The following is a 22,887-nucleotide window of genomic DNA, read 5'->3' as shown; positions in this document are numbered from 1 at the left end:
TTTTTTCCGCCACATCTGAAAGCGGGTATCCTCCGATGAATTTCAACATTCTTTAACTTTTTATAATTGTCATGTTCAGTTTTAAAAACAATCTAAAGGAAATAGTAAAATATGGGCGGAAAAAGTGTAATAAAAATTCAATCTTTTACGTCTAATAATTGAAAAAGTTTTAAAAGGGGATGAATTTTCATGAAAGCCATAAAAAAAGGGTGGTTGTTCCTATTCCTTTCAATAATATTAATTTTCGCAGCCGGATGCAGCCACCACGCTGGTAAACCCGTTTCGTCAGGCGATGATTCAGAACAAGGAACCGTAGCAAATCAGGATAGCAGCGGGACTAATAAGGACGATGGAAAAACAAGCGTGACTGATTCGGATTCAAAGAATGACACTGATCAATCGACTGGTACATCCAATTCAAGTGATAAAGGCTCGGATGATCAATCATCTGGTACAGCTGATTCTTCCAGAGGCGCCTCTGATGACCAATCGTCAAGCGGTTCATCAGACGCTCCGGATAAAAACGTATCGATGGAGAAGATCACTTCCGTTCGGATGATTGATGCAGATTCTGGCTGGATCGGGGGAGATGGATGGATAGCGAGGTCTGATAACAACGGAAAGAATTGGAGCATCCAATATGAAGGTGAACAAACAGCACAACAAATTTTTGCTCTCAATGGAAAACAGGCTTGGGTAGTCTTTGCCGATGAACAGGACAGTCCAACTCAAAAACGGATTTTGAAAACCGACGACGGAGGAAAACATTGGATGACCGTTGGAAGAATGCCTCAAGATGGCTTTTTGCATTTCAGATCAACGAATGATGCTTTCGTTGGCAATGCTCATTCCGAAGATGGCGGAAAGACTTGGGTCAAACTTAATGTCCCTTCAAACATAATAGGAGAGCCCTATTTCCATGACGCAAAGAATGGATGGGCTGTAACGCTTAAAGATAAACAAATTCAGGTCATGAATACAACGGACGGCGGAAACTCTTGGAATCCAGTGTTTTCAAAAAAATTCATGTATGGCCTCAACGGAGCCATCATCCGCTCAGCTGGTGCTCAAGATGCATGGGTTGAACTGATTGGCGGAACAGGGATGACTCAAACCTCCTATAGTTTTTTCCATACGAAGAATGGAGGTGCAACTTGGCTCCCGGTTGTGGCAAAATCGACGGCCGGAGGTGGTCCGGCACCTGGAGTTCCAGAGAAGCACCCGAATATTCCGGACAACAAGGGATCAAAACCCGGTCCACTCTATGTGGTAAATACCGAAACAGCATTTCTTGGCGGAACATGCCCTGCATGCGATCAACCGAATACAATGGGTTGGACCAATGATGGAGGAAAGAGCTGGCATACGAGTGACGCCGCATTTTCTGGCTTCAATGAACCATTGTTGGCAATGGCTGACGATCATCATGGTTGGTGGATAACGAATGACAATGAAAACTCTTCTGTTTTGTATACCACCAAAAATGGGGGGACTGATTGGGAGGAAGTTCATACATTCGAAAAAACAAGTGATAATTGACAATATGGAAATCCGGCTGATTATAGCCGGATTTTTTATATGGCGGAAAATTATAGAAAAAACTGAAAAATAATGTTTTGGAACTATACACTGCGGGTATTTTTTACTAAGACCATAAAGTGAAACTAAAATAGGAGGGTTATAGATATGAAATATATGACTAAAGGAAAAGAAGTGATCCTTTTTGACCGCCAAGGAAACAGAGAAGATGCCCATATCGTCAAGTGCCTTGAATGCGGAACGGAATTTCGGACCAAATTCACCTCAGATGAAATCCACTGTTCATCCTGTGAAAAAACAGAAGGGTATTCTGAGATAAATAATGGCTTTGAAGTTATCGGGCAAATCGAGGATTCCTATAGGACGGTTACTGTAGACGGGCTTCATACAGCATAATAATTAGCCAAACAATCCAATTATTTATGTCCACATAATGAAATTATTTTATAATATACTTGGAATGGGAATCTTCAAACAAAGAAGATTCCTATTTTAATTGCGATCATCTTTTCGGAAGAGGCAATCAAAAGCGATGGATGAGACACAGATTCGTGAAAAAAGAGCCGAAGCGTGTCCCAAAGAAAGAAGTTGCCCAGTAGATTCGCTAAACGACCTTAATTATATTATTTTGACAGACCAATTATACAGGAGGCCCATCCATTGCCGAACATTAAATTTACTATTTTTATACAAGCAGATATTGAAAAGTGCTTCGATTTAGCAAGGGATATCGATATACATACAAAAACCGTTGATAAAAGAAACAAAGAAAGAGCAGTAGGCGGCCGGACTTCCGGCTTGATTGAAGCTGGGGAGCATGTAACGTGGGAAGCGATCCATTTTGGAGTTAAACAAAATTTGACTGCCAAAATCATCGAAATGAATCGTCCCTATCGTTTTGTAGATGTCATGGTAAAAGGCGCATTCCAATCCTTTGTCCATACACATGAATTTAGAAAAGACGAAAATGGAACTTGGATGACAGACACATTCATGTATAAATCTCCACTTGGATTCATTGGCAGACTGGCAGATGCTCTTTTTTTAGAAAAGTATATGAAAAGTTTCATCATCCAAAGATCAAGAGAACTTAAAAAGTTGGCTGAACAAGAAATGAAAGGGTAAATTCAAGGGATTGTCCTAATTAAAGGCTTTTTCTTAATCAGCGAAAAGCATTGTAATTATTGATGTCGCAGCAGTACATGGGTCGTGAATTAATGATATTCTGCGGAAATTTCAACTTATCATTAATGGACGACCCATCGTAAAAAAACTCTCAAACCATTACCGTAACACTGAAACCATATACCTATTTTTTCTTCAATTCTTGGGGCATATATACAAACTTGTACTATCCTTGCACCATACAATATCACAATGATATGAAAGGTGGTGCTATATATTGGCATTTCCAAGCAATACACAGTATTTGCCGATTTTGGTGAATGGATCTCCATTGTTTGACCATACGGATGATGAGTCGCCGAGATCGACGGATATTGTCGGGGACTCAACATATCCAGCTGCATTCTTTGCTTATGATGGAACAAATGTTTATTTCCGGCTGCGGTTAAACGAAGATCCCAGGAATAATAAATTGACGGGGTTTCAAAACTTTTCCTGGGGTGTGCTGATTAATACAACAGGGGTAGCGGGGACGTATAATTGGCTTTTTAATGTCAACGGATTGAATAGTACTGTAAACTTAATTAAAAATACAACGATCCAGGTCAACTCCTGGAACGATCCGGCAGAAGGACTTGGAGGCGGGGAGCCGAATTTTTCCCAAGCCATTTCTAACTATAACTTTGCAAGAGTCGTACAGGCAGATTCCAGCTTCGGTGGCAATCCTGACTATTTTCTCGATTGGTTCTTGCCTGCAGCGACATTCTTTTCCACGCTAGGCATCAATTCTTCCAGCCTAATCAAAGCAATCTTTTTTTCTTCTACAAATGCCAACAACTATAATAAAGACTCTTTGCGGACCGATGAAGGTTTCAGTTTCTCCAATGCACTTTCCGATTCAACCTCTGCCGATTTAGCGGATGTAAGGGCGAAGCTGACGGCAAGTAAAATGATCAATTCTGGTCCTGCCAGCGTTTTAATAGGCGAGCAGGCATCTTGGACCGGAACGCTGACATTGAACAATACCGGGAAATCCAGTGCAACGACCATCATCGTGCAAGATACGATCGGGTTGGACACGGTCGGCAGCTTCAATGTGACCAGTACTTCCAAAGGAACGGCTGTCTATAATCCTGCTTCCAAAATCCTTACTTGGAATGTAGGGAATTTAGACAGAGGGGCGTCTGCTATTTTGACTTTTTCTGCTTCAGGGCTTTTCTCTGCGGCAGGATCCAGGCCGCTTGATACAGCATTTGCAAATGGTGTGGACAGTTTTACAGGAAACTCAATTCAATCAAATAACGCGTCTGCTTCCATACCCGTTGTAGCAGCTGGTAGTGTTACAGGAAAGGTGTTAGATCAGGCAAGCGGACTTCCGTTATCAGGTGCGAATGTAGAACTGCTGCAGGGCGTGACTGTCATTGCAACGACAACATCCGACACATCGGGAATCTATAGTTTTACATCAATTGCTCCTGGCAGCTATAACGTAAGGGCAAGCAATGCCAATTACTCGAATAATACGGTATCGATTACGGTGGTAAGCGGACAGGCGACCAATCAAAATATTTTATTGACACCACTTCCTGGAACGATTCAAGGAACAGTTATGGATAATGGATCTATTCCGATTGCGGGGGCACAGGTCAACTTGCTCAACGCAGCAGGGGTCCTTGTTCTTCAAAGCACAACAGCGGCCAATGGCACATATTCCTTTTCCAATCTCACTCCGCAGAACTATACGGTGACGGTCAGCCAGACTTCTTATCAATCACAACAAAAATCGGTCATCGTTGACCCCAATGAAACGGAAACGGTGGACTTTACCCTTGACCCACTCCCGACGACTATCACCGGTACGATTTTTGCTTCCGGGGGTGGAACGGTAGGAGGGGCGACAGTTGAAATTTTGAACCTTGCTTCTCAAGTGATTGCTACAACCGTTGCAGACGGCAGCGGTTTTTATACAGTAAATGGACTTGCACCTGGATCTTATCGGCTACGTGCTTCCGCCAGCGGGTACATTACAGCTCAAGTGGGCTTTACTGCATCCGGAGGAACAATGAATGTGGATTTGACACTGTTACAAAATCCGGGTTCAATCAGCGGGGGTGTCCAAGACAGCAGCACTGGCAGTGGCATTCAAAACGCAAATATTCGGATAGTCAATAACAGCGGTGTCACAGTAGCGACAACCATGACAGATGCGTCCGGCAATTATTCAATTCCTTCGTTATCGTCAGGGTCATATACCGTTATTTTCACAGCGGATGGGTATGCAAACAAAGCAATAGGAGCTATGGTGGCATCTGGCACCAATACGAATGTAAATGCTCAATTAAGTAAGCTGGCAGGGGCGATAAGCGGGAATATTTCTGCTGGAGGACCAGTTGCGAATGCAATCGTTGGCATTACGTTAAACAATATTGTGGTTGCTACCACAAGTACAGACGCAAATGGAAATTATTTTGTCGGAAACCTTGCTCCGAATGTATATAATGTGATCGTCAATGCTCAAGGGTATGCAAGACAGACATTGGCAGCAATTGTTGTTACTGGTCAAACAGCCATTGCCAATTTCACTTTGACCCCTGATACCGGCATTTTGAACGGAACTGTTGTCGATGCTTTAAGCAATGTCATTTCTGGCGCTGTAATCAGTGTCTACCAGCAAGGCGGGACGGGCAGCGTCATTGCCAGGGTCATTACTCAAACGGATGGGACTTATACAGTTCCCAATCTTGAACCTGGCTCATTTACCGTCATCGCCAGCAAAGATGGTTATCAGTCCATGTCGATGGGGGCAATTATTTCTGCAGGAACTACATCAACCGTCAATTTTCAACTCGCGGAAAACCCTGGTGGAATTACAGGTATCATTACAGACGCATTAACGACCCAGCCGATTTCAGGTGCCGGCATCGAAGTGAGGATCCTGGATTCTTCAGGAACAGTGGTCCAGTCTACGTTCTCAGATCAAGCAGGGCACTATATGATTTCCAACCTTGCACCTGGAACTTATACCGCAGTGGCTTCTGCAAGTGGTTATCAAATTGGGCTTTCTGATGTAGTGATTCAATCCAATACAGCAGAAACCATCAATTTTGCCTTATATCCAGATCCAGGAAGCATCCAGGGAAGAATCTATGACAATAACAATGTCGGTCAAGGAATTGCCGGTGCATCAGTGTCCTTGACAGATTCTTTTGGCTCTTTAATCAATACAGTATTGACCGATTCTAATGGAAACTACTTCTTAGGAGGAGTTACTCCAGGTTTTTATACACTGAATGTATCAGCACAGTTGTTTGAAACTGGTATTGTAGGTGTTCAAGTACAATCAGATGCGACAACCCCTGTCGATATCGGTCTGGAAAGTACACCTGGGACGATTTCAGGCCTGGTTTCCCCAATTGCTGCGAATACAGTGATTCAAGTGTTTAATGTCAATAATGTATTGGTGGGTACAACGGTAGCGGGTCCTGATGGAAGCTTTCAATTTTCAGGGATATCGGCTGGAAACTATATTGTGACAGCTGCAGCTTTAAACTATTCAACAGGGTCAGCAGGCGTCTACCTTCCACCAGGAGGGAGTGAAACAGTTTCCATTGAAATCATGGCGCTTCCAGCATCCGTTTCAGGGAACATTTTCGATGGTAATGGCCATGCAATTCCCAATGCAACGATCATAATCCAGGATGAAAATCAAACGATTGTGGGCAGGGGATTCTCTGATGATAATGGTAATTACTATATTTCCAGTCTTCCGTCTGGTGCATTAACAGTGCAGGCTTCTGCCCCATACTACTCATCAAAAAGCACGGGGGTCTTGACCACACCCGGATCAGACATCAAAGGCATTGATTTTGAATTGACTGCCGATCCAGGCAGCATAGCTGGGGAGATAACTGATATATTGACAGGAAATCCTATTTCTGGTGCGACAGTCATCATCCGGAATGCGTCAACCAATCAATTTGTTTCATCCACTGTATCATCTGTGTTTGGCAACTATGTCGTAAATAATCTTCCACCAGGAAGCTATTATGTCATTGCTTCAGCCAATAATTTCGGAAGCGCTCAAATAGGGGCGATAGTTACAAGCAATCAATCGACAATCGCAAATATTTCCCTTTCTCCAAATCCAGGCAGCATCAGTGGAGCAGTCCAAAATCTTGTCGGTAACCCGATTACAGGAAACAACATCCAAATCACGCTTTTAAGTCTTCAAAACACACCTCTTCTCAATACGGTTGCCAATTCCGACGGGACCTTCACGCTGCCGGATATCGAACCAGGTAATTATTTCATTAAAGCAGCAGTATCAGGCTATAACAGCATGACCACACCAATCAGTGTATCATCAGGTATTGCTACGAATGTCACCTTGAGATTGGAAGCAGTCCCTGTCACCATCAAGGGGACAATAGTCGATGGATTATCAATGCAAGGAATTCCCGGGGCTGCCTTGATTATTTTCAATGACAGCGGTCTAGCTGTAGGAAATTCTGTCACTGGACAGGATGGGACGTTTCAGGTAAATGGACTTCCATACGGAACGTTGACGTTGACAGCATCTGCTCAAAATTATGGATCGAATTCTGTTTCGGTCTTTACTAATCCAGGCGATATAGTATCAACGCAATTAATCTTGACTCCGAATCCTGGCAGCCTTATGGGTTATGTCACGAATATGGTCACTGGAGAAGCTGTCGTTAATGCGGTACTTCAGGTGGTTGATAATACTGATACAATCGTCGCTACAGTTCAATCTGACTCTTTTGGTGAATATATGGTGAGCGGCTTGAACCCCGGAACTTATACCGTTGTTGCAAGCGCAGTAAATTATGGACCACAAACTGCAGGTGCCCAGATTCAATCCAATTCTCAATCGATTCTTGGTTTCGCTCTCGCACCAGATCCTGGATATATCGAAGGAACTGTTCGTGATCAGGTGAATCCAGCTCAAACCATTCCGGGTGCTACTATCGTGGTAAGGGAAATGTCAGCGACAGGACCAATTGTATTTTCAACCATAACCGATCAAGCCGGAATGTATAGGACAATAGGGTTGAATGAAAGTGTATATATAGTGGTTTCAAGTGCTCCCGATTATGGAACAATTGCTCAGGGAGTAAATGTATTGAGCAACCAAACAGTTACAGCTGATTTCGAATTGCCGCCGCAGCCAGGTGAAGTGAGCGGCAACGTCACGGACGCTGTAACATATGATGGGCTTCCGAATTCACTGGTTAAAGTGATTGATGCACAAGGGACTGTCGTTCAAACGGTCCAAACTGCTGCATCTGGATTCTATCATATTGGCAGCTTGGTCCCAGGAAGCTATACAGTGACAGCTGTAAATGCAGATTATCAATCCAATCAGAAGCAAGTAACCATTGTGGCGAATGCAACATCATCTGCTGATATCCCATTACAGCCACAACCTTCAGTGTTGAATGGATTGATTACTGAAGAAGTTACCACAGTACCAATTGTAGGCGCAGCGATAGAACTGTATTTTTCCGGTACGAATATACTTGCTGCAAGTGGACAGACGGATGGAAGCGGATCATATACCATTCAAGGGCTGCAGGCTGGAAGCTATACCATCACAGCATCTTATCCAGGATATGCTTCCAGGACCATCGGCGTTGTGGTCCCTGTCAACAGCACAATCGTACAAAATATGTCACTTCCAGCATCACCTGCTGATATTTCTGGAAATATCCAAGATGCTGTAACCATGAGCGGTATTTTAGGTGCATCCATCAGTGTGGTGGTTCCGGGTAGTGATATCATCATCAGTCAGACTTTAACGGACGTAAACGGTGATTACCTATTGGCAATGATCCCTGCAGGAACCTATAACATCGTCGTTTCAGCCAGTGATTATAATTCCGTCATTTCTTCCATTACTCTGCAGCCAGGAGATTATACAACATACGATGCATCATTGGAGCCATTCCCTGGATCGATTTCTGGCGTCGTATCGGATGATTTAACAACTGCTCAGATTACGAATGCGCTTGTCCAAGTGTTTTTTGATGGCAGTGGACCGCTAATTTCAAGCACCTATACAGATGTTTCCGGCAACTACACCATCGGGGGATTGCCGGAAGGTGATTTCAATGTTGTTTTTTCTGCCGATGGATATGGTTCTCAAAGGATATTATTTAACTTGGTCCCAGGAGAAGCCAAGGTTATCAATGCAGCACTCCTTCCAAATCCGGCTACTCTTACAGGGATTGTTAAAAATGATGTCAATCATACAGGACTTTCTGGGGCATTGGTTCAAGTGTTCGATCAAGGAAGCAATGTTTTGATCTCCAGCACACTGACCGACAGCAATGGAATTTACACCATTGCAGGACTGTCAGAGGGGAATTACCGCATCGTCTATTCTGCGACAGATTTTCAAGCATTTACGACACAGGTGATCGTGGCGCCTGGCGACATGAAATCAATCGATGTGTCATTGACGCCGGATCCGGCTTCAGTAGAGGGGAATATTAAAGATGCCTCCACTAATCTTGCCATCCTAAATGCAAGGGTTGATCTCATCGTACCCAATACTGACATCATCGTCCAAAGCGCATTTACTAATGAAAACGGGGATTATATGCTGCCAAACCTCCCAACCGGCAGCTTTACGGTTGTCATTTCAGCAACTGGTTATGCATCGGCAGCCATTCCTGTCATCCTGGCCCCCAACACTACAACAACCGTTAATGCTTCCCTTCTTGATACACCAGCACAGATTCAAGGGCAAGTGACCGATCAAATGACCATGAATCCCATTCAAAATGCACTTGTCCAAGTATATTCAATATCAGGTGGCGCTTTGGCTGCCAGCCAATATACGGATGACTTTGGCCAATATAATATAACGACCTTGAAGGAAGGTCAATATCAGGTAGTGATCAGCGCAAGTGGATATACAAGTTTTCTTCAAAATGTGTCACTGTCTTCCGGTGGAAGTGAAACCATAGACGCGGCATTACAGCCTGAGGGATCCATTATCACTGGAAAAGTCCTTAGCAGCGGAAACGGGGAGGCTATATTCGGTGCATTAGTTCAGGTGTTTTTGGAAGGGACGACGGTTCCTGTCGATAGTGATATTTCCGATAACGATGGAACCTATACCATCATTGGACTGCCGCCAGGAACATATACGATTGTTTCATCTGCGCCAGGTTTTGGGCAGCAAACCTTCAACTTGAGCATCACGGATGGTGAGACAAGGTCGTTGAACATTAGCCTGCAGCCAAGTTTATCAAGTATATCGGGTACTGTGACGGATAGTGTAACAACTTCTGGGATCGAAGGCGCAGCTGTAAGACTTGTAGTTCTTGGAACCGGCATCATAATCTCAACGGTCTACTCAGACCAAATTGGGGCATATTTGATCGATAATATACATCCTGGTTCTTATCAGCTTGTATTTAATGCTCCCGGATATTCTACCGAGGCAGTACCTGTCACACTTAACCAAGGCGACAGTCTGGTTGTCGACGCATCGCTGGATCCAACTGGATCGACTATTTCTGGTACTGTAACGGATAGTGGAAGCAATCCGGTTCAAGGAGCCTTGGTTCAAATATTCGATGCTGCAACACATGAATTGGTGGATTACTCTCTTACAGATCAAAACGGCAATTACAGTCTGAAAACAATTCCAAACGGGCAATTCAATGTGAAGGCATCAGCTTCTGGTTTTATCACACAGACGATCCAAACGACTATCCCTCCTGATCAAACCGTTAATTTTCAGCTGGAAGGAAACCCATCTGCCGTTGAGGGAAGGATTGTCAACAACGTCACGAATAGACCGATTCAAGGAGCCTTGATTCAAGTATTTCTTCAAGGTTCTCAAGAGGCAACGGCCAGCTATTTGACAGATCCCCAGGGACTTTATTTGATTAGCGGGCTGTCAGCAGGAACTTATGTGATCGAGGCTTCTGCGGAAGGATACATTTCAAGAGAATTCACCGTTATCGTCGGAGATGGAGAGACGGTTCTTCTGAATATCCGATTGAATCCAATTGCCATCAATCTTTGTCAATTGGATAACCTGGTTTCATTGGATTGTATATTGACAGATTCGGAGGGGAATGAAATTGAGCCAGAACGACTTTCATATGAAGAATTGGGAAGAGGGGATTTTCCATTCATCCTCCCATCAGGAGAACGGGCAGAACTTCAGCGGGTATTCTTTTCACTCGGTGGATATATCCAATTTGTTTTGGTCACGACCGGAACAAGGTGTGTATCTGTCCCTATCCCATTCAAGATCATGGACGATGTAATCGTATGTGCACCAAAAGGAACATCCACTGAATTGCGAATTGATTCTTTCTCATGCCAAAATGGTCTGGTTTGCAGAGGAAGCGGCAATGCTAGGAACGGAAATGCATCTGTGAGATTAAGAGTTTGTGCAGGGTTCTATTCCACTGCTTCTGCAGTGATAGGCAAGGAAGTAATGACTTGCGCCCCGAGGGATTTATTGAATAATGTATGTGGCAAGATGATAGGCACATCCATCAATGGGCAAATCGAACAGTTTTTCGGATGCTTCCAGGTTGATAAGGTCTATGACTGGATTCAACTTGACTTAACAGAAAACATTTCCCTGGACGCTGGAACCATAGTCTTTCAATGCGGCTTGTAAAAAAGATGACTGTATCCATAGATGATACAGTCTACATAATGTAATTTGAAATAAGGGTGCATCAAATAACAGGGATCGAAACTGCGCCTTGGTTCAAAGAGGTGGTGCAGGCAGGAGTTGACGCTCGAAACTCTTCTAAAAGGTGAAGGAAGGGAATCAAAAGGGTGGTTTGATGCCCGACAATGGCCAAAAAGGTGAAGGAAGGGAATCAAAAAAGTGGTTTGATGCCAGGAGCATCCCGTTCCGGCCGAAGATTGGTAGATATCGAAAGGTGGTTTCACAAAGCAAAGAAAAAAACCGCAATCATTTAGGCGGCTTCTCTAGAAAAGTCACATTCATATGTACTGATTTGTGACTTTAGTTTGAAAAATTGAAATTATTATAAGGAAAGGACATAGTAATCCTCCTTAATATCCTAATGTTATGCAGTTGGATATTTTTTCATTAATTTTTTTATTTGCTGCTTTCTGTCTAACGGTCGATACTTGTTTGGCTCCTCTTTTTTTACAGGATAAATGTTTAGGTTAGATTTTTTTTCGGCTTTCCTCTTGTTCATTTGATTGCAGAAGCACATATTTTTCATCTCCTTTTGCGACTGTTTACTATATTATATGAACATTCCTTTTTTTGGAATCATCGCTTGTCCATCAACGTAAACCTATTTTTTATCGAAAACTTATTTCTTAGGCAAATTGGTCATTAACCTTTTTATTTTTTGGCTCTTTGACATAGGTTTGATGTATTTTTTGTCTTCAGCAGGGATTCTATAAATAGTTAATGGAGCTTTTTTCTGAGGTTAATGTTAATTTAAATCGTTGAAAAACCCCATTGTTGCCACCTTGCGCTTTCGTATTTATTAACCATATTATGCTTCGGGGCTTAAGTTTGTCCTGCCAAACTCCCTTTGTTCAAAGATTTTTTTTGCTCATTCCGTAAACTTTGTTGATCCCTTCGGAGTTCGCCCTATGCGATTCGGCCAACATCAAATGGTGAAATTTTTCTAAGAAGGATAGAATTCCTTTCTTTTTCGATATTCATCTTCGAATCCCAGTTCGATATTCAGCAGCCATTCCATTTTCTCAAGCTGAGTTCGATCGATATAGGGATCTTCTGGAGACCACTGAACGGTATAGACAAAATAATATCCTTTAATTCTTCTGAAAATCACCGGTGAGTGAGGGAAAGTGTCAAAAGACGCTTTGATATGATTCAAGCGGGCGTATGACCATCTGACAAGATTCACCTTTAACTCTCCCTTTCTTTCTGTTTGCTATTCTATTTCCCGATTTTAGCATAAAAAAACTAATGGCGTTATACGTGAAGTTCTTTACATCCAAGTCTGTGCAAAGTTGATGTCCACAGCAGGATGCTAGATTTCCGCAGGGCAAGCGGTGAGCCCTCCGGAGTCGCACACCTGCTTCACCAAATAGCATCTAATATTCTGATATCTTTGAGAAAGCAACCATACAAAAAAGCTTCCTTGATGAAAAAAACAAGGAAGCTTTCATTATTGGCGTTTCGAATGAGCAACGTTTCAATAAGTCAATATTCAAAGAAAATTAGGTTTTGACTATAATCCTCTTAATTATTTTGCTTTTTGTTTAAGGGTTCCACGATAAACGGCATCCCGCAATTCAATTGCATAATAATCCAAGTCGGGCAAATTCATCGTTTGCGCAACATGTAATTCTTTTTCGATATCGTATGGCACCCTGACAATCTCTATTGAAAAAGGACCAGATTCACGAGATAAATAGTCCCCGTGCAAAATCGCATAGGTGGCTTGTGGCAGATCCAATGGATTTCCAACACTTCCTGCATTGAATAAAGTCCTTTGCGGGTCCAGCGGTTCAATCAGTGCTGCATGAATGTCACCGAAACCTACGACATCCGGCGACTTTTCCTCTTCAATTGAATTGATCCAAGGTGACGCGTCAAACATGGCCATTTTTTCCTCAAGTGGATGGACCATCGGAACCACACGATGATGGACACTTTTTGCTGAAGCGTGGAAGAGGCGGACATATTTCCCGCTCATGTAAAAATCAACATGAAAGGGAAGGCTGCCTAAGTAAGCCAATCTTTCTTCCCCAAGCTGGTCCTGCTGCCATCGGACGCTTTCGTGCTCCGAAGGTTTTTGGATGCCTTCGTCCCAATTTCCATATACAACGACATCGCATAGATCGCGAATTCGATCCACCACTTCACTAGAGCGCGGTCCTTTGCCGACTAAGTCGCCAAGACAGATGACGTGTGTGACGCCTCGTTCATTCATGTTGCCGATGACCGCTTCCAAAGCTGTCAAATTCCCGTGAATATCAGATATCACTGCGATACGATCCATGTTGTATTCCCCCTAGTGCATGATTTATATGTTCATATAAAACTTCCCTTTGACAATCGGATTTCCCTTTAAAAAATGAAATTTTTTTTGATTTTATGATAATGGCTATTTTATAAAAAATTGTTGTTTTTAACAATTTTACTTTAAAATAAGTCAAATTTACACAACCTTTAATGAACAGCAACAAACTTTTCGATAAGAGCAAAATTTTATAAAGGAGATTTTCGACTATTGGAAGAAGTCTTATTATATAGGAAATGTGTCCATTAAAATTAGGGGTGAATCGTTTTGTTGATTAGAAGAGCTCAATTAAAGGATGCAAAACAAATTTCGAGGCTGTGCTTTCAACTGGGGTATGAAATTCCTGAAAATCAAGTAGAAGTGCGATTGGAAAAAATCCTTTCCAGTAAATATCATGCAGTGTTTGTGGAGGAAGCTCAAGAGGGACTTATTGCAGGATGGTGTCATGTGTTTGGGAAATTCCTTATTCAGGATACTTATGCTGAAATCGGTGGGATTGTCATCGACGAAGTTTTCAGGGGAAAAGGGATTGGGACACAGCTTATGCAGAAATGTGAGTCATGGTCAAGAGCGAACGGTTTTTCACAAATTAAATTAAGGTCTGGAAATGAAAGATCGACCGCCCACCAATTTTACGAAAGCATCGGATATGAGAGATTAAAAGGCCAGCAAGTTTTTCGGAAAATTTTGTAAAAGAGTTTCTTAACTTTAATGTCTTAAGGGCGCCCCTTTTTAAGAGGGCGCCGGTATCTTCAATCTTTAATGATGAAATTCACTTTATTCCGTATCCCATCCATCAACTCTGTCAGTGTGCGATCCTTTTGAAAAATGTAAATGATATATTCAAATGCGAGAATGCTGTAAATGATTTCGGCCGCTTCATTCGATTGGAAGGTTTCAGGCAGCAGCCGCCTTGCTTTCATTTCATTTATATAAACAATTAATTCATCGACAAACATGAAATCGAGGTCTATCATTTTTTTTAATAGCTCCGGCTTTGATTTGAAGGCTGTAAAGGATGAAGAAAACAGCTGTCTCATGATTTTTTTGCTAATATTACTGTATCGCTTAATGCGGTTATCGATAAAGTCATAAATCAGATCGGCTGCGGCCTTTTGCAAGTCTTGCTGGTCGAGTTGGAACTCATGCTGGTCCATTTCCTCCATAAAGTCATCGGCAAATGCTTCAATCAGGATTTCTGCCTTACTGTCAAAATAGTTGAAGATTGTGCCTGATGCGACTTCTGCCTCTCTAGCAATCTCTTCGGTGGTTGTATAGTCATAGCCATTTTCAAAGAAGAGCTTTTTAGCTGATTTAAGAATTCTATTTTTAGTTTCCTGCTTCTTTTTCTTCCGTATACCAATCAATATTGCTCACCCTTTCAGAAAAATGAGTGTACTCATTTTTTACTTTATCATGAATCCTATACATAGACAATTTATCTTGATAGAGATGATTAATAGTTTAGAAAAAAGATGCTTGCAAAAATAAAAAAAGAAGTTTAATATAATCTAAGGCACAATATTTTGTGTTTTATATTTAAAATATATCTATATATAGTGAAAAACCGATGATTAAGGTGTCTGTTGAAGACTTAATAGGGAATCTGGTGTAAGTCCAGAACTGTTCCCGCAACTGTAAGTGCTGATGAAATAAGGGTGTCCACTGTCTCAAGAAGGGATGGGAAGGCCTTAGAGTAAATGGAAGCACGAGTCAGGAGACCTGCCTTGATCATACGTCTAATCTTCTTCGGGAGCTGGGAGGATGGAACGAGGGTACATAGTAGATGCTGATTCATCTAATTATTTATCAACGTTTTTAAACCTGTTCTCTTGAGAGAATAGGTTTTTTTATGCTTCTGAACACATGGAATGAGAGGGAAGGTTGGGAAAGTCGCAAAAGGTCACGGACGATTCAAACGAAACTGGTTTTACCGCACGATACGAATCATATGGGACGATTTTCGGTGGTAAGATATTATCTTACATCGATGAAATCGCTGCGATCGCTGCCATGAAGCACTCAAAAAAAGTAGTGGTGACTGCCTCGATCGATACAGTCAATTTTATATCATCGGCAAAAACGGGCGATATCCTTCCACTTGAAGCCGTGGTAATAGCGACAGGGAAGACGTCTATTGAAGTTTATGTGAAGGTTGAGAGTGAGGATCTTTTGAAAGAAACAAAAACATTGACCACCACTTCATTTTTGACGATGGTAGCAAAAGATGAGCTTGGCAAACCAATTACTGTTCAAAAGGTTGTCCTTGAAACAGACGAAGACAGGAATCTTTTTGCAGAAGCACGAACTCGTAAACAACACAGACTGAACAAATCTTCAAATCAGCATGGAAGGGATGGAATCATAGATGCCGGCACTAATCGAAACACAAATTAACCAAACTAGGATCAAACAATTTAAGAGTATGTTGAAAGGGATCGGAATGGAGTACCCTGCTTTGGATCTTCAGCAGTATGAAGATAAAATGATTCGCTCACTCCATTTAAATCCTGAGCAAAGTGATGAACAATGGATCAATCTACTTATACTTACAGCTGTCGAGAGAATTTCAGCCATCGAACCGGATTGGACATTTGTGGCAGCCAGGATTTACTTAATGGAGCTATATCAAAAGGCTGTACAACAGAGGAAAATGCCAAAAGGAAGTGACTATGGATCTCTTCCGGGTCTCATAAAGGACTTGTCTGCAAGAGGGATCTATGATAGCGATCTATCTCAATCATACTCACATGAGGAAATGGTCGAGCTTGAAAAGGAAATTCAGCCCGCAAACGATGAATTATTTACATACATTGCGATAGTGACGCTTGCAGATCGGTATTTGGCCAAAACCCACGGTGGACAAGTGATGGAGCTGCCGCAAGAGCGTTATATGATTATCGCCATGACATTGATGAAGAATGAGCCAAAGGATAAAAGGCTTGACCTGGTTAAGGAAGCATATTGGGCCATGTCCAACCTCTACATGACAGTTGCGACACCTACATTTGCAAATGCAGGGAAATCATACGGCCAGCTCTCCAGCTGCTTCATTGATACGGTTGATGATAGCTTGCGTGGAATCTATGACTCGAATACTGATACCTCGACCTTGAGCAAAAATGGAGGGGGAATCGGTGTTTATCTTGGGAAGATACGATCACAGGGAAGTGATATCAAAGGCTTCAAAGGGGTCAGTTCAGGTGTCATTCCTTGGATGAAGCAATTGAACAATACAGCGGTTTCCGTTGATCAGCTCGGCCAGCGTCAAGGGGCTATCGCCGTATATTTGGATGCATGGCATAGAGACATCTTTTCTTTCCTGGATACGAGGCTCAACAATGGGGATGAGCGTAAAAGGACCCATGACTTGTTTACAGGCATATGCATCCCGGATCTGTTCATGGAAATTGTAGAGGAGCGGGGAGACTGGCATTTATTTGATCCACATGAAGTAAGGAAAGTGATGGGATATTCACTTGAGGACTTCTATGATGAAAAGAAAAATGGTGAATTTTCAAAGCGGTATCGGGAATGCGTGTACCATCCGTTCCTATCGAAAAAGACGGTCCCTGCTATCGAAATCATGAAATCCATATTAAAGTCGCAGCTTGAAACGGGTACACCTTACTTATTTTATCGTGATGCGGCAAATCGCGGGAATCCGAACAAGCATAAAGGGATGATCTACTGCAGTAATCTCTGTACAGAAATCATGCAGAATATGAGTCCGACCTATGTAGTGGAAGAATACATGGCTGATGATCAAATATTGATACGAAAGCATCCTGGTGATTTTGTCGTCTGCAATCTTTCTTCGATTTCGTTGGCTAAAGCAGTTCAGGAGGATGTACTTGAGCGATTGATCACCATCCAGGTGAGGATGCTGGATAACGTCATTGATATCAATCAAATCCCTGTCCTTCAGGCTGAGTTGACAAATAAACGCTATCGCGGAATCGGCTTGGGAACGTTTGGATGGCATCACCTGCTAGCGTTGAAAGGGATAAGATGGGAAAGTGAAGAGGCTGTCCAATATTGTGATGAATTATATGAGGAAATTGCCTATTTGACGATCCAGGCAAGCCAATCCTTAGCAGTAGAAAAAGGGGCGTATCCATATTGCGAGGGATCGGATTGGAAATCAGGAAAGTACTTTGAACAAAAATCTTACCATTCCGGTAAATGGGCTGCATTAAAGGAAAGGGTGAAGAAAGATGGGATCCGGAACGGCTACTTGATGGCGGTTGCCCCGAACTCATCAACTTCCATCATTGCGGGGTCGACGGCAAGCATCGACCCCATCTTCAAGCAGGAATATTCAGAGGAGAAAAAGGATTACAAAATTCCTGTTACAGCACCGGACTTGAATCCAAAAACAAAATGGTATTACAAGAGTGCATATCATATCGACCAGCATTGGAGCGTGAAGCAAAATGCCAAGAGGCAGCGTCATATCGACCAATCGATTTCATTCAATCTTTATGTATCAAATGACATCAAGGCAAAAGCACTGCTTGACCTTCATCTGAATGCATGGAAGTCAGGGTTGAAAACAACTTATTATGTTCGTTCCACATCAGCTTCCATCATTGAAGAATGCGAGAGCTGCCATAGCTAAAGAAAGGACTGAAATAGAATGACTTTGTTGAACAAAAGGACATTGTTGGATCGTGAAGCACCGAATGCATCTACAGCGATTGTGAACGGCAAAAGCTCAAATATATTGAATTGGGATGATGTCAGATTTTCTTGGGCATATCCGAAATATAAAAGAATGCTTGCAAACTTTTGGACGCCATTTGAAATCAATATGTCGAAGGATATTAAACAGTTTCCTCAGCTGCCGGAAAAAGAGCAGGAGACATTCTTAAAAATTATCGGTCTTCTTGCTCTTCTTGACAGCATCCAAACCGATTATGCGGGTAGGGTTGCGGATTATTTGACCGATTCCAGTATAAACGCTTTAATGATCATTCTCGCTCAGCAGGAAGTCATCCATAACCATTCGTATAGCTATGTACTATCGAGCATCGTCTCGAAGCATAAGCAGGAAGAGGTATTCGAGTATTGGCGGACCGATCCCGTCCTTGAAAAGAGAAATCGTTTTGTCACGGACGGCTATAGAAAATTTGCAGAAGAGCCGAGCATCAAGAATCTGCTCGAATCCATCGTATACGATGTCATCCTTGAGGGATTATTCTTTTATTCTGGGTTCGCCTTCTTCTATAACCTTGCACGAAATCAAAAAATGCTGGCTACCAGCACCATGATCAATTACATCAACAGGGACGAGCAAATACATGTTGGGTTGTTTGAAAAGATTCTCAAGGAAATCTTGCATGAGAATCCAGAATACGATACGGATGAATTCAATGTGTTCGTGACAGATACAATCAAATATGCTGCCGAATTGGAGATCGAATGGGGAAGGCACATCATCGGTGATCAGATGCAAGGTTTGATGATGGATGAAGTAGAGGATTATATCAAATTTATTGCCAATAAGCGGGCAAGACAATTAGGTTTTGCTGCACCATTTGAGGGATATAAGTCAAATCCTCTGCGTTGGATCATCGCTTATCAGGAAGTCGATCAAGGCAAGACAGATTTCTTCGAACAGAAATCAAGACAGTACACGAAAGCAACCGATTCCAACGGTTTTGATGAATTGTAATAACATTTTGAAACTTTCAAACACCTCTTTCGTAAAGTAAATATCGAAGGGGGTGTTTTCTGTGAAAAAAGCAGTATGGCTAATCTTTGCAATCATCATAAATTTATTATTATCCGTTGTAGTATCATGGTTGTTTCATTGGAGCTTTATGGAAGCGATGTTTTTAACCGGCTTGCTCTTTTTAGGAGGAACATGGCTGATTGCTTTTAATTTGAACCAAAATTCCAATCAGCTGAATGCCAGTGTGAAGGGGTGGAATCGGCAGGATGCCGGGCAAGTTAAGCCATTTATGTTCCGGCTGAATCCATTCCTGATTGGCTGTATCATTTATGTTGCATGCACCTTTATCATCTCTCTAATCTATTATTTGCCGTACTTTACATAATCGTGCTTTATATGGTTTCATTTCTTAAAAAGATGGGTATAGTCAAATCACAATTTTTTTTATGTGGCTGATTTCTAAATGATTTTGTAACAAACGTCATCCTATGGTTTTGGTTGGAGCGGAAGGTGTCGCTCCGGAGGAATCAGGGGAAACCGAACATCATCTCAATGTTGCTATGTTTTGATAATCAGCTGCAAACCTTGTGAAAACAGGCATAGAATACATACAGGAGGAGATCAAGTTGTTAATCGTCGATCTCGATTTTAAACATCCAAATCAAGAAATGGAACAAATTCATGAACAGCATTTGAAATTTTTGAAAAAGTATTATGAAAACAAAACATTCATGACATCCGGGCCAAAACTGTCCGCCAATGGAGGAATCATCGTAGCAGGAAACATTTCACGAGCCCGTTTAGAAGAAATATTAAAGGAAGATCCATATTATCAGAATGGTTTCATGGAGTTTCGCATCATTGAGTTTTCCTCGACCTTGGTGTCATCAGATATAGGTGTGTTTTTTCAAGAAGAAATCGTATAGCTGATAGGAGAAAGGCTGTCCCCGGACAGCCTTTTTCAACTTTTTGATGAGGCGATTGATAGTCTAAGAATAAATCCTAAGAATAAATCCCAAAAAAAAAATAGTAACGCATGCGAGAACTGAATTACTTTTCAAAATGTGTCATGAAACCTTCAGTGAAGGCAAGTTCTTCATTGTGAAAATAGATTCCGGCTTCGTCGTCTATGCCATAACCAACTGGTGATTTCGTTTGGTGGATGGCAGCTTTTAGATTGGCTTCTTCATCCCATTTGCGATAGTGGACCGAAATGACACAATGATTGACTAGTCCCAGCCCTTTTAAAAAAAGATGCTCGTTCCAGTCATTGTCGATCGGGGGGATGATGCAGTGGGCAGGGGAGATGAGTGCTCCGGCTGAAAATCCTGCAATGGGAATGCCTTCACTGTATTTCTCCCTTATGAGGGTTCCAATCTGCGTATCTATGATATGTTGATGGTATTTTACTGTATCCCCCCCGCCAATAACGATCCCCCCAGCTCTTTGAAGATCGGAAAAATCTCCGCAGTTCCCATCGTCTGTCATCGGATGAAAGGTGAAAGGCGAATCCCCCCATTTAGTTAATGCATCCGTATATTTTGGCATATATGCCTGCCAGCCGGGCCTATCAACAAACAGGATGGCAATCGGTTTGTTGTTTGGGATCAAGCTGCCAAACTTTTCTGCCAGATTTCTTGTAAAGGGAGGGCTTCCGCCAAATAAAAATAAATGTCGATCATACACGTCATCACCCCATATGGTAGAATAATAGAACTATACCAAAAGTTGGATAAATTTTCTATCGATACTAATATTTTTGTTTCAGGTGTTTCTACAGAAATTAGTTCTAGCATGTTTTTAACAGTTTTTATTTAAAATAACTGGCCATATGTTGTTGATTGGAGCTGAAGGTGCGAGATTCCGGAGGGATCAGCGGGCCAGGTGGAAAAGCTGCAGGGCTTTGCCTAGGGGCGACACCTCGAGCCCCTAAGTCCTGGAGCTGGACAGGTGAGACCCCACAGCGGAGCAAGGAGATGTTAGGCGGATGTTCGATTAAGTTCGGCACGTCCTCGAAAAATGCCAGGCATTTTTCTTCGTGCGATGTGTCGCTGTCGAAGATTTCCTTGTCCTGTGCCAACATCGAACGACCTCACTTCGTGTGAGGCCACTCGGAAGGCGAGCATCCTGCAGGGGAAATCAAACTTATACAACCTTTAATGAATAGCAACAAACTTTACGAAAAGAGCCTTAACAAAAAATAAATTATGAGGTGTATTAGATTGGTAAAAGCCGTATTGTTCGATCTTTATGAAACGTTGATTACCGAATGGGAAAATAAAAGGAAGAAAGCGAATGTATCGGTGCCAGCATTAGGATTGGACGAGGATCTTTTCAAGCAGGAATGGTCGAGAAGAAGGGAGCTGCGAATGAATGGATCGTATCCAGATTTTAAAAGCTGTTTGAGGGATATTTTCCACTCGTTCAATCAAACCCCGGATGAAAATGTACTTGAGGAATACTTAAAGAGAAGGGAAGCGTCAAAAGCTAAAGCTTTCGAAGAGGTTTCTCCGGATATCATCCATATGCTTAGCGGCATAAAAGAAAGGGAGATCAAAATAGGATTGATCAGCAATTGCTCCCCTGAAGAGGTGGTGTCATGGGATGGCCACGAACTGGCTCCATTCTTTGATACAGTATTATTCTCTTTTCAAATAAAAATGGCAAAGCCAGATCCAAATCTATATAAGTTTGCCTGTGACCGACTTGGTGTCTCGCCCTGCGAATCGATTTTTATCGGCGATAATGGCTCTGATGAATTGAATGGAGCGATGAGAGCGGGAGTATCTCCTTTTCATGCGGTTTGGTTCAAAGATCATTGGAATTATTGCCGGAAGTCAGAATTCGAACCATTGACCCATCCTTCTCATGTATTAGAAGTGATCAATTCAGGGTATAGGGAAAATAAGTCAAATAGAATAGTCTTGGAGGATAAGAAATGAAGTTTCCGAAATTAGAAACAGAAAGATTGCGCCTGGTTGAAATAACCGAAAAAGATCATCTTCAAAGTTATTTTGACATTATGTCCATGGATGAAGTTACAAAATTCTATGGAATGAGCTCCTTGACTTCACTTGAGGAAGCAAGAAAGATCATTGCTTCCTTTCATGCGAATTTTCAGGATAAACGCAGTATTCGGTGGGGGATCGTTCGAAAAGAGGACGGCAGATTCATTGGAACGGTCGGTTTGAATAGGCTCGAAATTCACAATCGCCGCTGCGAAATCGGTTATGAAATCCACCCCGATACTTGGAAAAAGGGATATGTTTCTGAAGCAGTCAAAAGTGTGCTGGATTACAGCTTTCAACAACTTGAATTATTTCGGGTAGGAGCGGTGACATTCACAGTGAACGAACCCTCGTACAGATTATTATTGAAACTTGGCTTTGAAAAGGAAGGTCTGCTCAGGGGCTACCTCTACCAGAACGAAGTCTCAAATGACGCACTTATATTCTCCATGATCAAACCTGATTGGCTGAAAAAAAATCAAAACAATGGAAAGTGGTGATG

Annotated in this window: 15 protein-coding genes, 1 pseudogene and 1 riboswitch; of the genes and pseudogenes, 12 read left to right on the top strand and 4 right to left on the bottom strand. The window is 42.2% G+C overall.

Features of this window, described 5'->3' with window-relative positions:
• Positions 1-189: 189 nt before the first annotated feature.
• The 4 genes from D9X91_RS17895 to D9X91_RS17880 all read left to right on the top strand — a co-directional run bounded on the left by D9X91_RS17895 (position 190) and on the right by D9X91_RS17880 (position 11,335).
• Positions 190-1,539, top strand: coding sequence for a WD40/YVTN/BNR-like repeat-containing protein (locus D9X91_RS17895; protein WP_121682027.1), 1,350 nt, complete (start codon positions 190-192; stop codon positions 1,537-1,539).
• A 147-nt stretch (positions 1,540-1,686) separates the two neighbouring features.
• The gene (locus tag D9X91_RS17890; RefSeq protein WP_121682026.1) at positions 1,687-1,935 is read left to right on the top strand and encodes a hypothetical protein; all 249 of its coding nucleotides are present in this window, start codon (positions 1,687-1,689) and stop codon (positions 1,933-1,935) included.
• A 264-nt stretch (positions 1,936-2,199) separates the two neighbouring features.
• Complete coding sequence (locus D9X91_RS17885) at positions 2,200-2,664, top strand: SRPBCC family protein (protein ID WP_121682025.1); 465 nt, start codon at positions 2,200-2,202, stop codon at positions 2,662-2,664.
• Between the two features lie 277 nt (positions 2,665-2,941).
• Positions 2,942-11,335 carry a carboxypeptidase regulatory-like domain-containing protein gene (locus D9X91_RS17880; protein WP_121682024.1) on the top strand — a complete coding sequence of 2,798 codons (8,394 nt, stop codon included), beginning with the start codon at positions 2,942-2,944 and terminating at the stop codon, positions 11,333-11,335.
• Positions 11,336-12,335: 1,000 nt separating this feature from the next.
• Here D9X91_RS17880 and D9X91_RS17870 read toward each other — a convergent pair.
• Both D9X91_RS17870 and D9X91_RS17865 read right to left on the bottom strand, forming a co-directional pair.
• Positions 12,336-12,578: a hypothetical protein gene (locus D9X91_RS17870; RefSeq protein ID WP_121682022.1), complete on the bottom strand. Its 243-nt coding sequence runs from the start codon at positions 12,576-12,578 to the stop codon at positions 12,336-12,338.
• Positions 12,579-12,920: 342 nt separating this feature from the next.
• On the bottom strand, positions 12,921-13,679 hold the full coding sequence (locus D9X91_RS17865) for a metallophosphoesterase family protein (protein ID WP_121682021.1): 759 nt from the start codon (positions 13,677-13,679) through the stop codon (positions 12,921-12,923).
• 288 nt (positions 13,680-13,967) lie between these two features.
• Here D9X91_RS17865 and D9X91_RS17860 point away from each other — a divergent pair, with 288 nt between their 5' ends.
• Positions 13,968-14,393 carry a GNAT family N-acetyltransferase gene (locus D9X91_RS17860; protein WP_158598362.1) on the top strand — a complete coding sequence of 142 codons (426 nt, stop codon included), beginning with the start codon at positions 13,968-13,970 and terminating at the stop codon, positions 14,391-14,393.
• Between the two features lie 59 nt (positions 14,394-14,452).
• Here D9X91_RS17860 and D9X91_RS17855 read toward each other — a convergent pair whose 3' ends face one another.
• The gene (locus D9X91_RS17855) at positions 14,453-15,067 is read right to left on the bottom strand and encodes a TetR/AcrR family transcriptional regulator (protein ID WP_158598361.1); all 615 of its coding nucleotides are present in this window, start codon (positions 15,065-15,067) and stop codon (positions 14,453-14,455) included.
• Between the two features lie 193 nt (positions 15,068-15,260).
• Positions 15,261-15,444, top strand: a riboswitch (cobalamin riboswitch).
• A gap of 108 nt (positions 15,445-15,552) precedes the next feature.
• Here D9X91_RS17855 and D9X91_RS17850 point away from each other — a divergent pair.
• The 5 genes and pseudogenes from D9X91_RS17850 (at position 15,553) to D9X91_RS17830 (ending at position 20,303) form a co-directional block, all read left to right on the top strand.
• Positions 15,553-16,097 (top strand): annotated as a pseudogene (locus D9X91_RS17850) (acyl-CoA thioesterase).
• Complete coding sequence (locus D9X91_RS17845) at positions 16,069-18,321, top strand: ribonucleoside-diphosphate reductase subunit alpha (RefSeq protein ID WP_121682018.1); 2,253 nt, start codon at positions 16,069-16,071, stop codon at positions 18,319-18,321. The pseudogene D9X91_RS17850 and the gene D9X91_RS17845 overlap by 29 nt, the downstream one beginning before the upstream one ends.
• Positions 18,322-18,339: 18 nt before the next feature.
• On the top strand, positions 18,340-19,377 hold the full coding sequence (locus D9X91_RS17840; protein WP_121682017.1) for a ribonucleotide-diphosphate reductase subunit beta: 1,038 nt from the start codon (positions 18,340-18,342) through the stop codon (positions 19,375-19,377).
• 61 nt (positions 19,378-19,438) lie between these two features.
• Entirely contained in the window at positions 19,439-19,762 is a 324-nt protein-coding gene (locus tag D9X91_RS17835; RefSeq protein ID WP_121682016.1) for a hypothetical protein, read from the top strand.
• A 241-nt stretch (positions 19,763-20,003) separates the two neighbouring features.
• Entirely contained in the window at positions 20,004-20,303 is a 300-nt protein-coding gene (locus D9X91_RS17830) for a YciI family protein (protein ID WP_121682015.1), read from the top strand.
• A 124-nt stretch (positions 20,304-20,427) separates the two neighbouring features.
• On the opposite strand, the gene D9X91_RS17825 is transcribed toward D9X91_RS17830, so the two are convergent.
• Complete coding sequence (locus D9X91_RS17825) at positions 20,428-21,063, bottom strand: Type 1 glutamine amidotransferase-like domain-containing protein (RefSeq protein ID WP_121682014.1); 636 nt, start codon at positions 21,061-21,063, stop codon at positions 20,428-20,430.
• A 536-nt stretch (positions 21,064-21,599) separates the two neighbouring features.
• Between D9X91_RS17825 and D9X91_RS17815 the strand changes: the two genes are divergently transcribed.
• Together D9X91_RS17815 and D9X91_RS17810 are read left to right on the top strand one after the other, a co-directional pair.
• Positions 21,600-22,319, top strand: a complete 720-nt coding sequence (locus tag D9X91_RS17815) for an HAD family hydrolase (protein ID WP_233569839.1) — start codon at positions 21,600-21,602, stop codon at positions 22,317-22,319.
• On the top strand, positions 22,316-22,885 hold the full coding sequence (locus tag D9X91_RS17810; protein ID WP_121682011.1) for a GNAT family N-acetyltransferase: 570 nt from the start codon (positions 22,316-22,318) through the stop codon (positions 22,883-22,885). Before D9X91_RS17815 ends, D9X91_RS17810 begins: the two co-directional genes overlap by 4 nt.
• Positions 22,886-22,887: the final 2 nt, after the last annotated feature.

This window comes from Falsibacillus albus, from assembly GCF_003668575.1.
GTDB classification, from domain to species: domain Bacteria; phylum Bacillota; class Bacilli; order Bacillales; family DSM-25281; genus Falsibacillus; species Falsibacillus albus.
This window is presented reverse-complemented; position numbering and strand designations above follow the sequence as displayed.

Coding starts and splice junctions, on each gene's coding strand:
- D9X91_RS17845 (WP_121682018.1), top strand. CDS start 16,069: ATGCCGGCACTAATCGAAACACAAATTAACCAAACTAGGATCAAACAA.
- D9X91_RS17895 (WP_121682027.1), top strand. CDS start 190: ATGAAAGCCATAAAAAAAGGGTGGTTGTTCCTATTCCTTTCAATAATA.
- D9X91_RS17865 (WP_121682021.1), bottom strand. CDS start 13,679: ATGGATCGTATCGCAGTGATATCTGATATTCACGGGAATTTGACAGCT.
- D9X91_RS17810 (WP_121682011.1), top strand. CDS start 22,316: ATGAAGTTTCCGAAATTAGAAACAGAAAGATTGCGCCTGGTTGAAATA.
- D9X91_RS17840 (WP_121682017.1), top strand. CDS start 18,340: ATGACTTTGTTGAACAAAAGGACATTGTTGGATCGTGAAGCACCGAAT.
- D9X91_RS17890 (WP_121682026.1), top strand. CDS start 1,687: ATGAAATATATGACTAAAGGAAAAGAAGTGATCCTTTTTGACCGCCAA.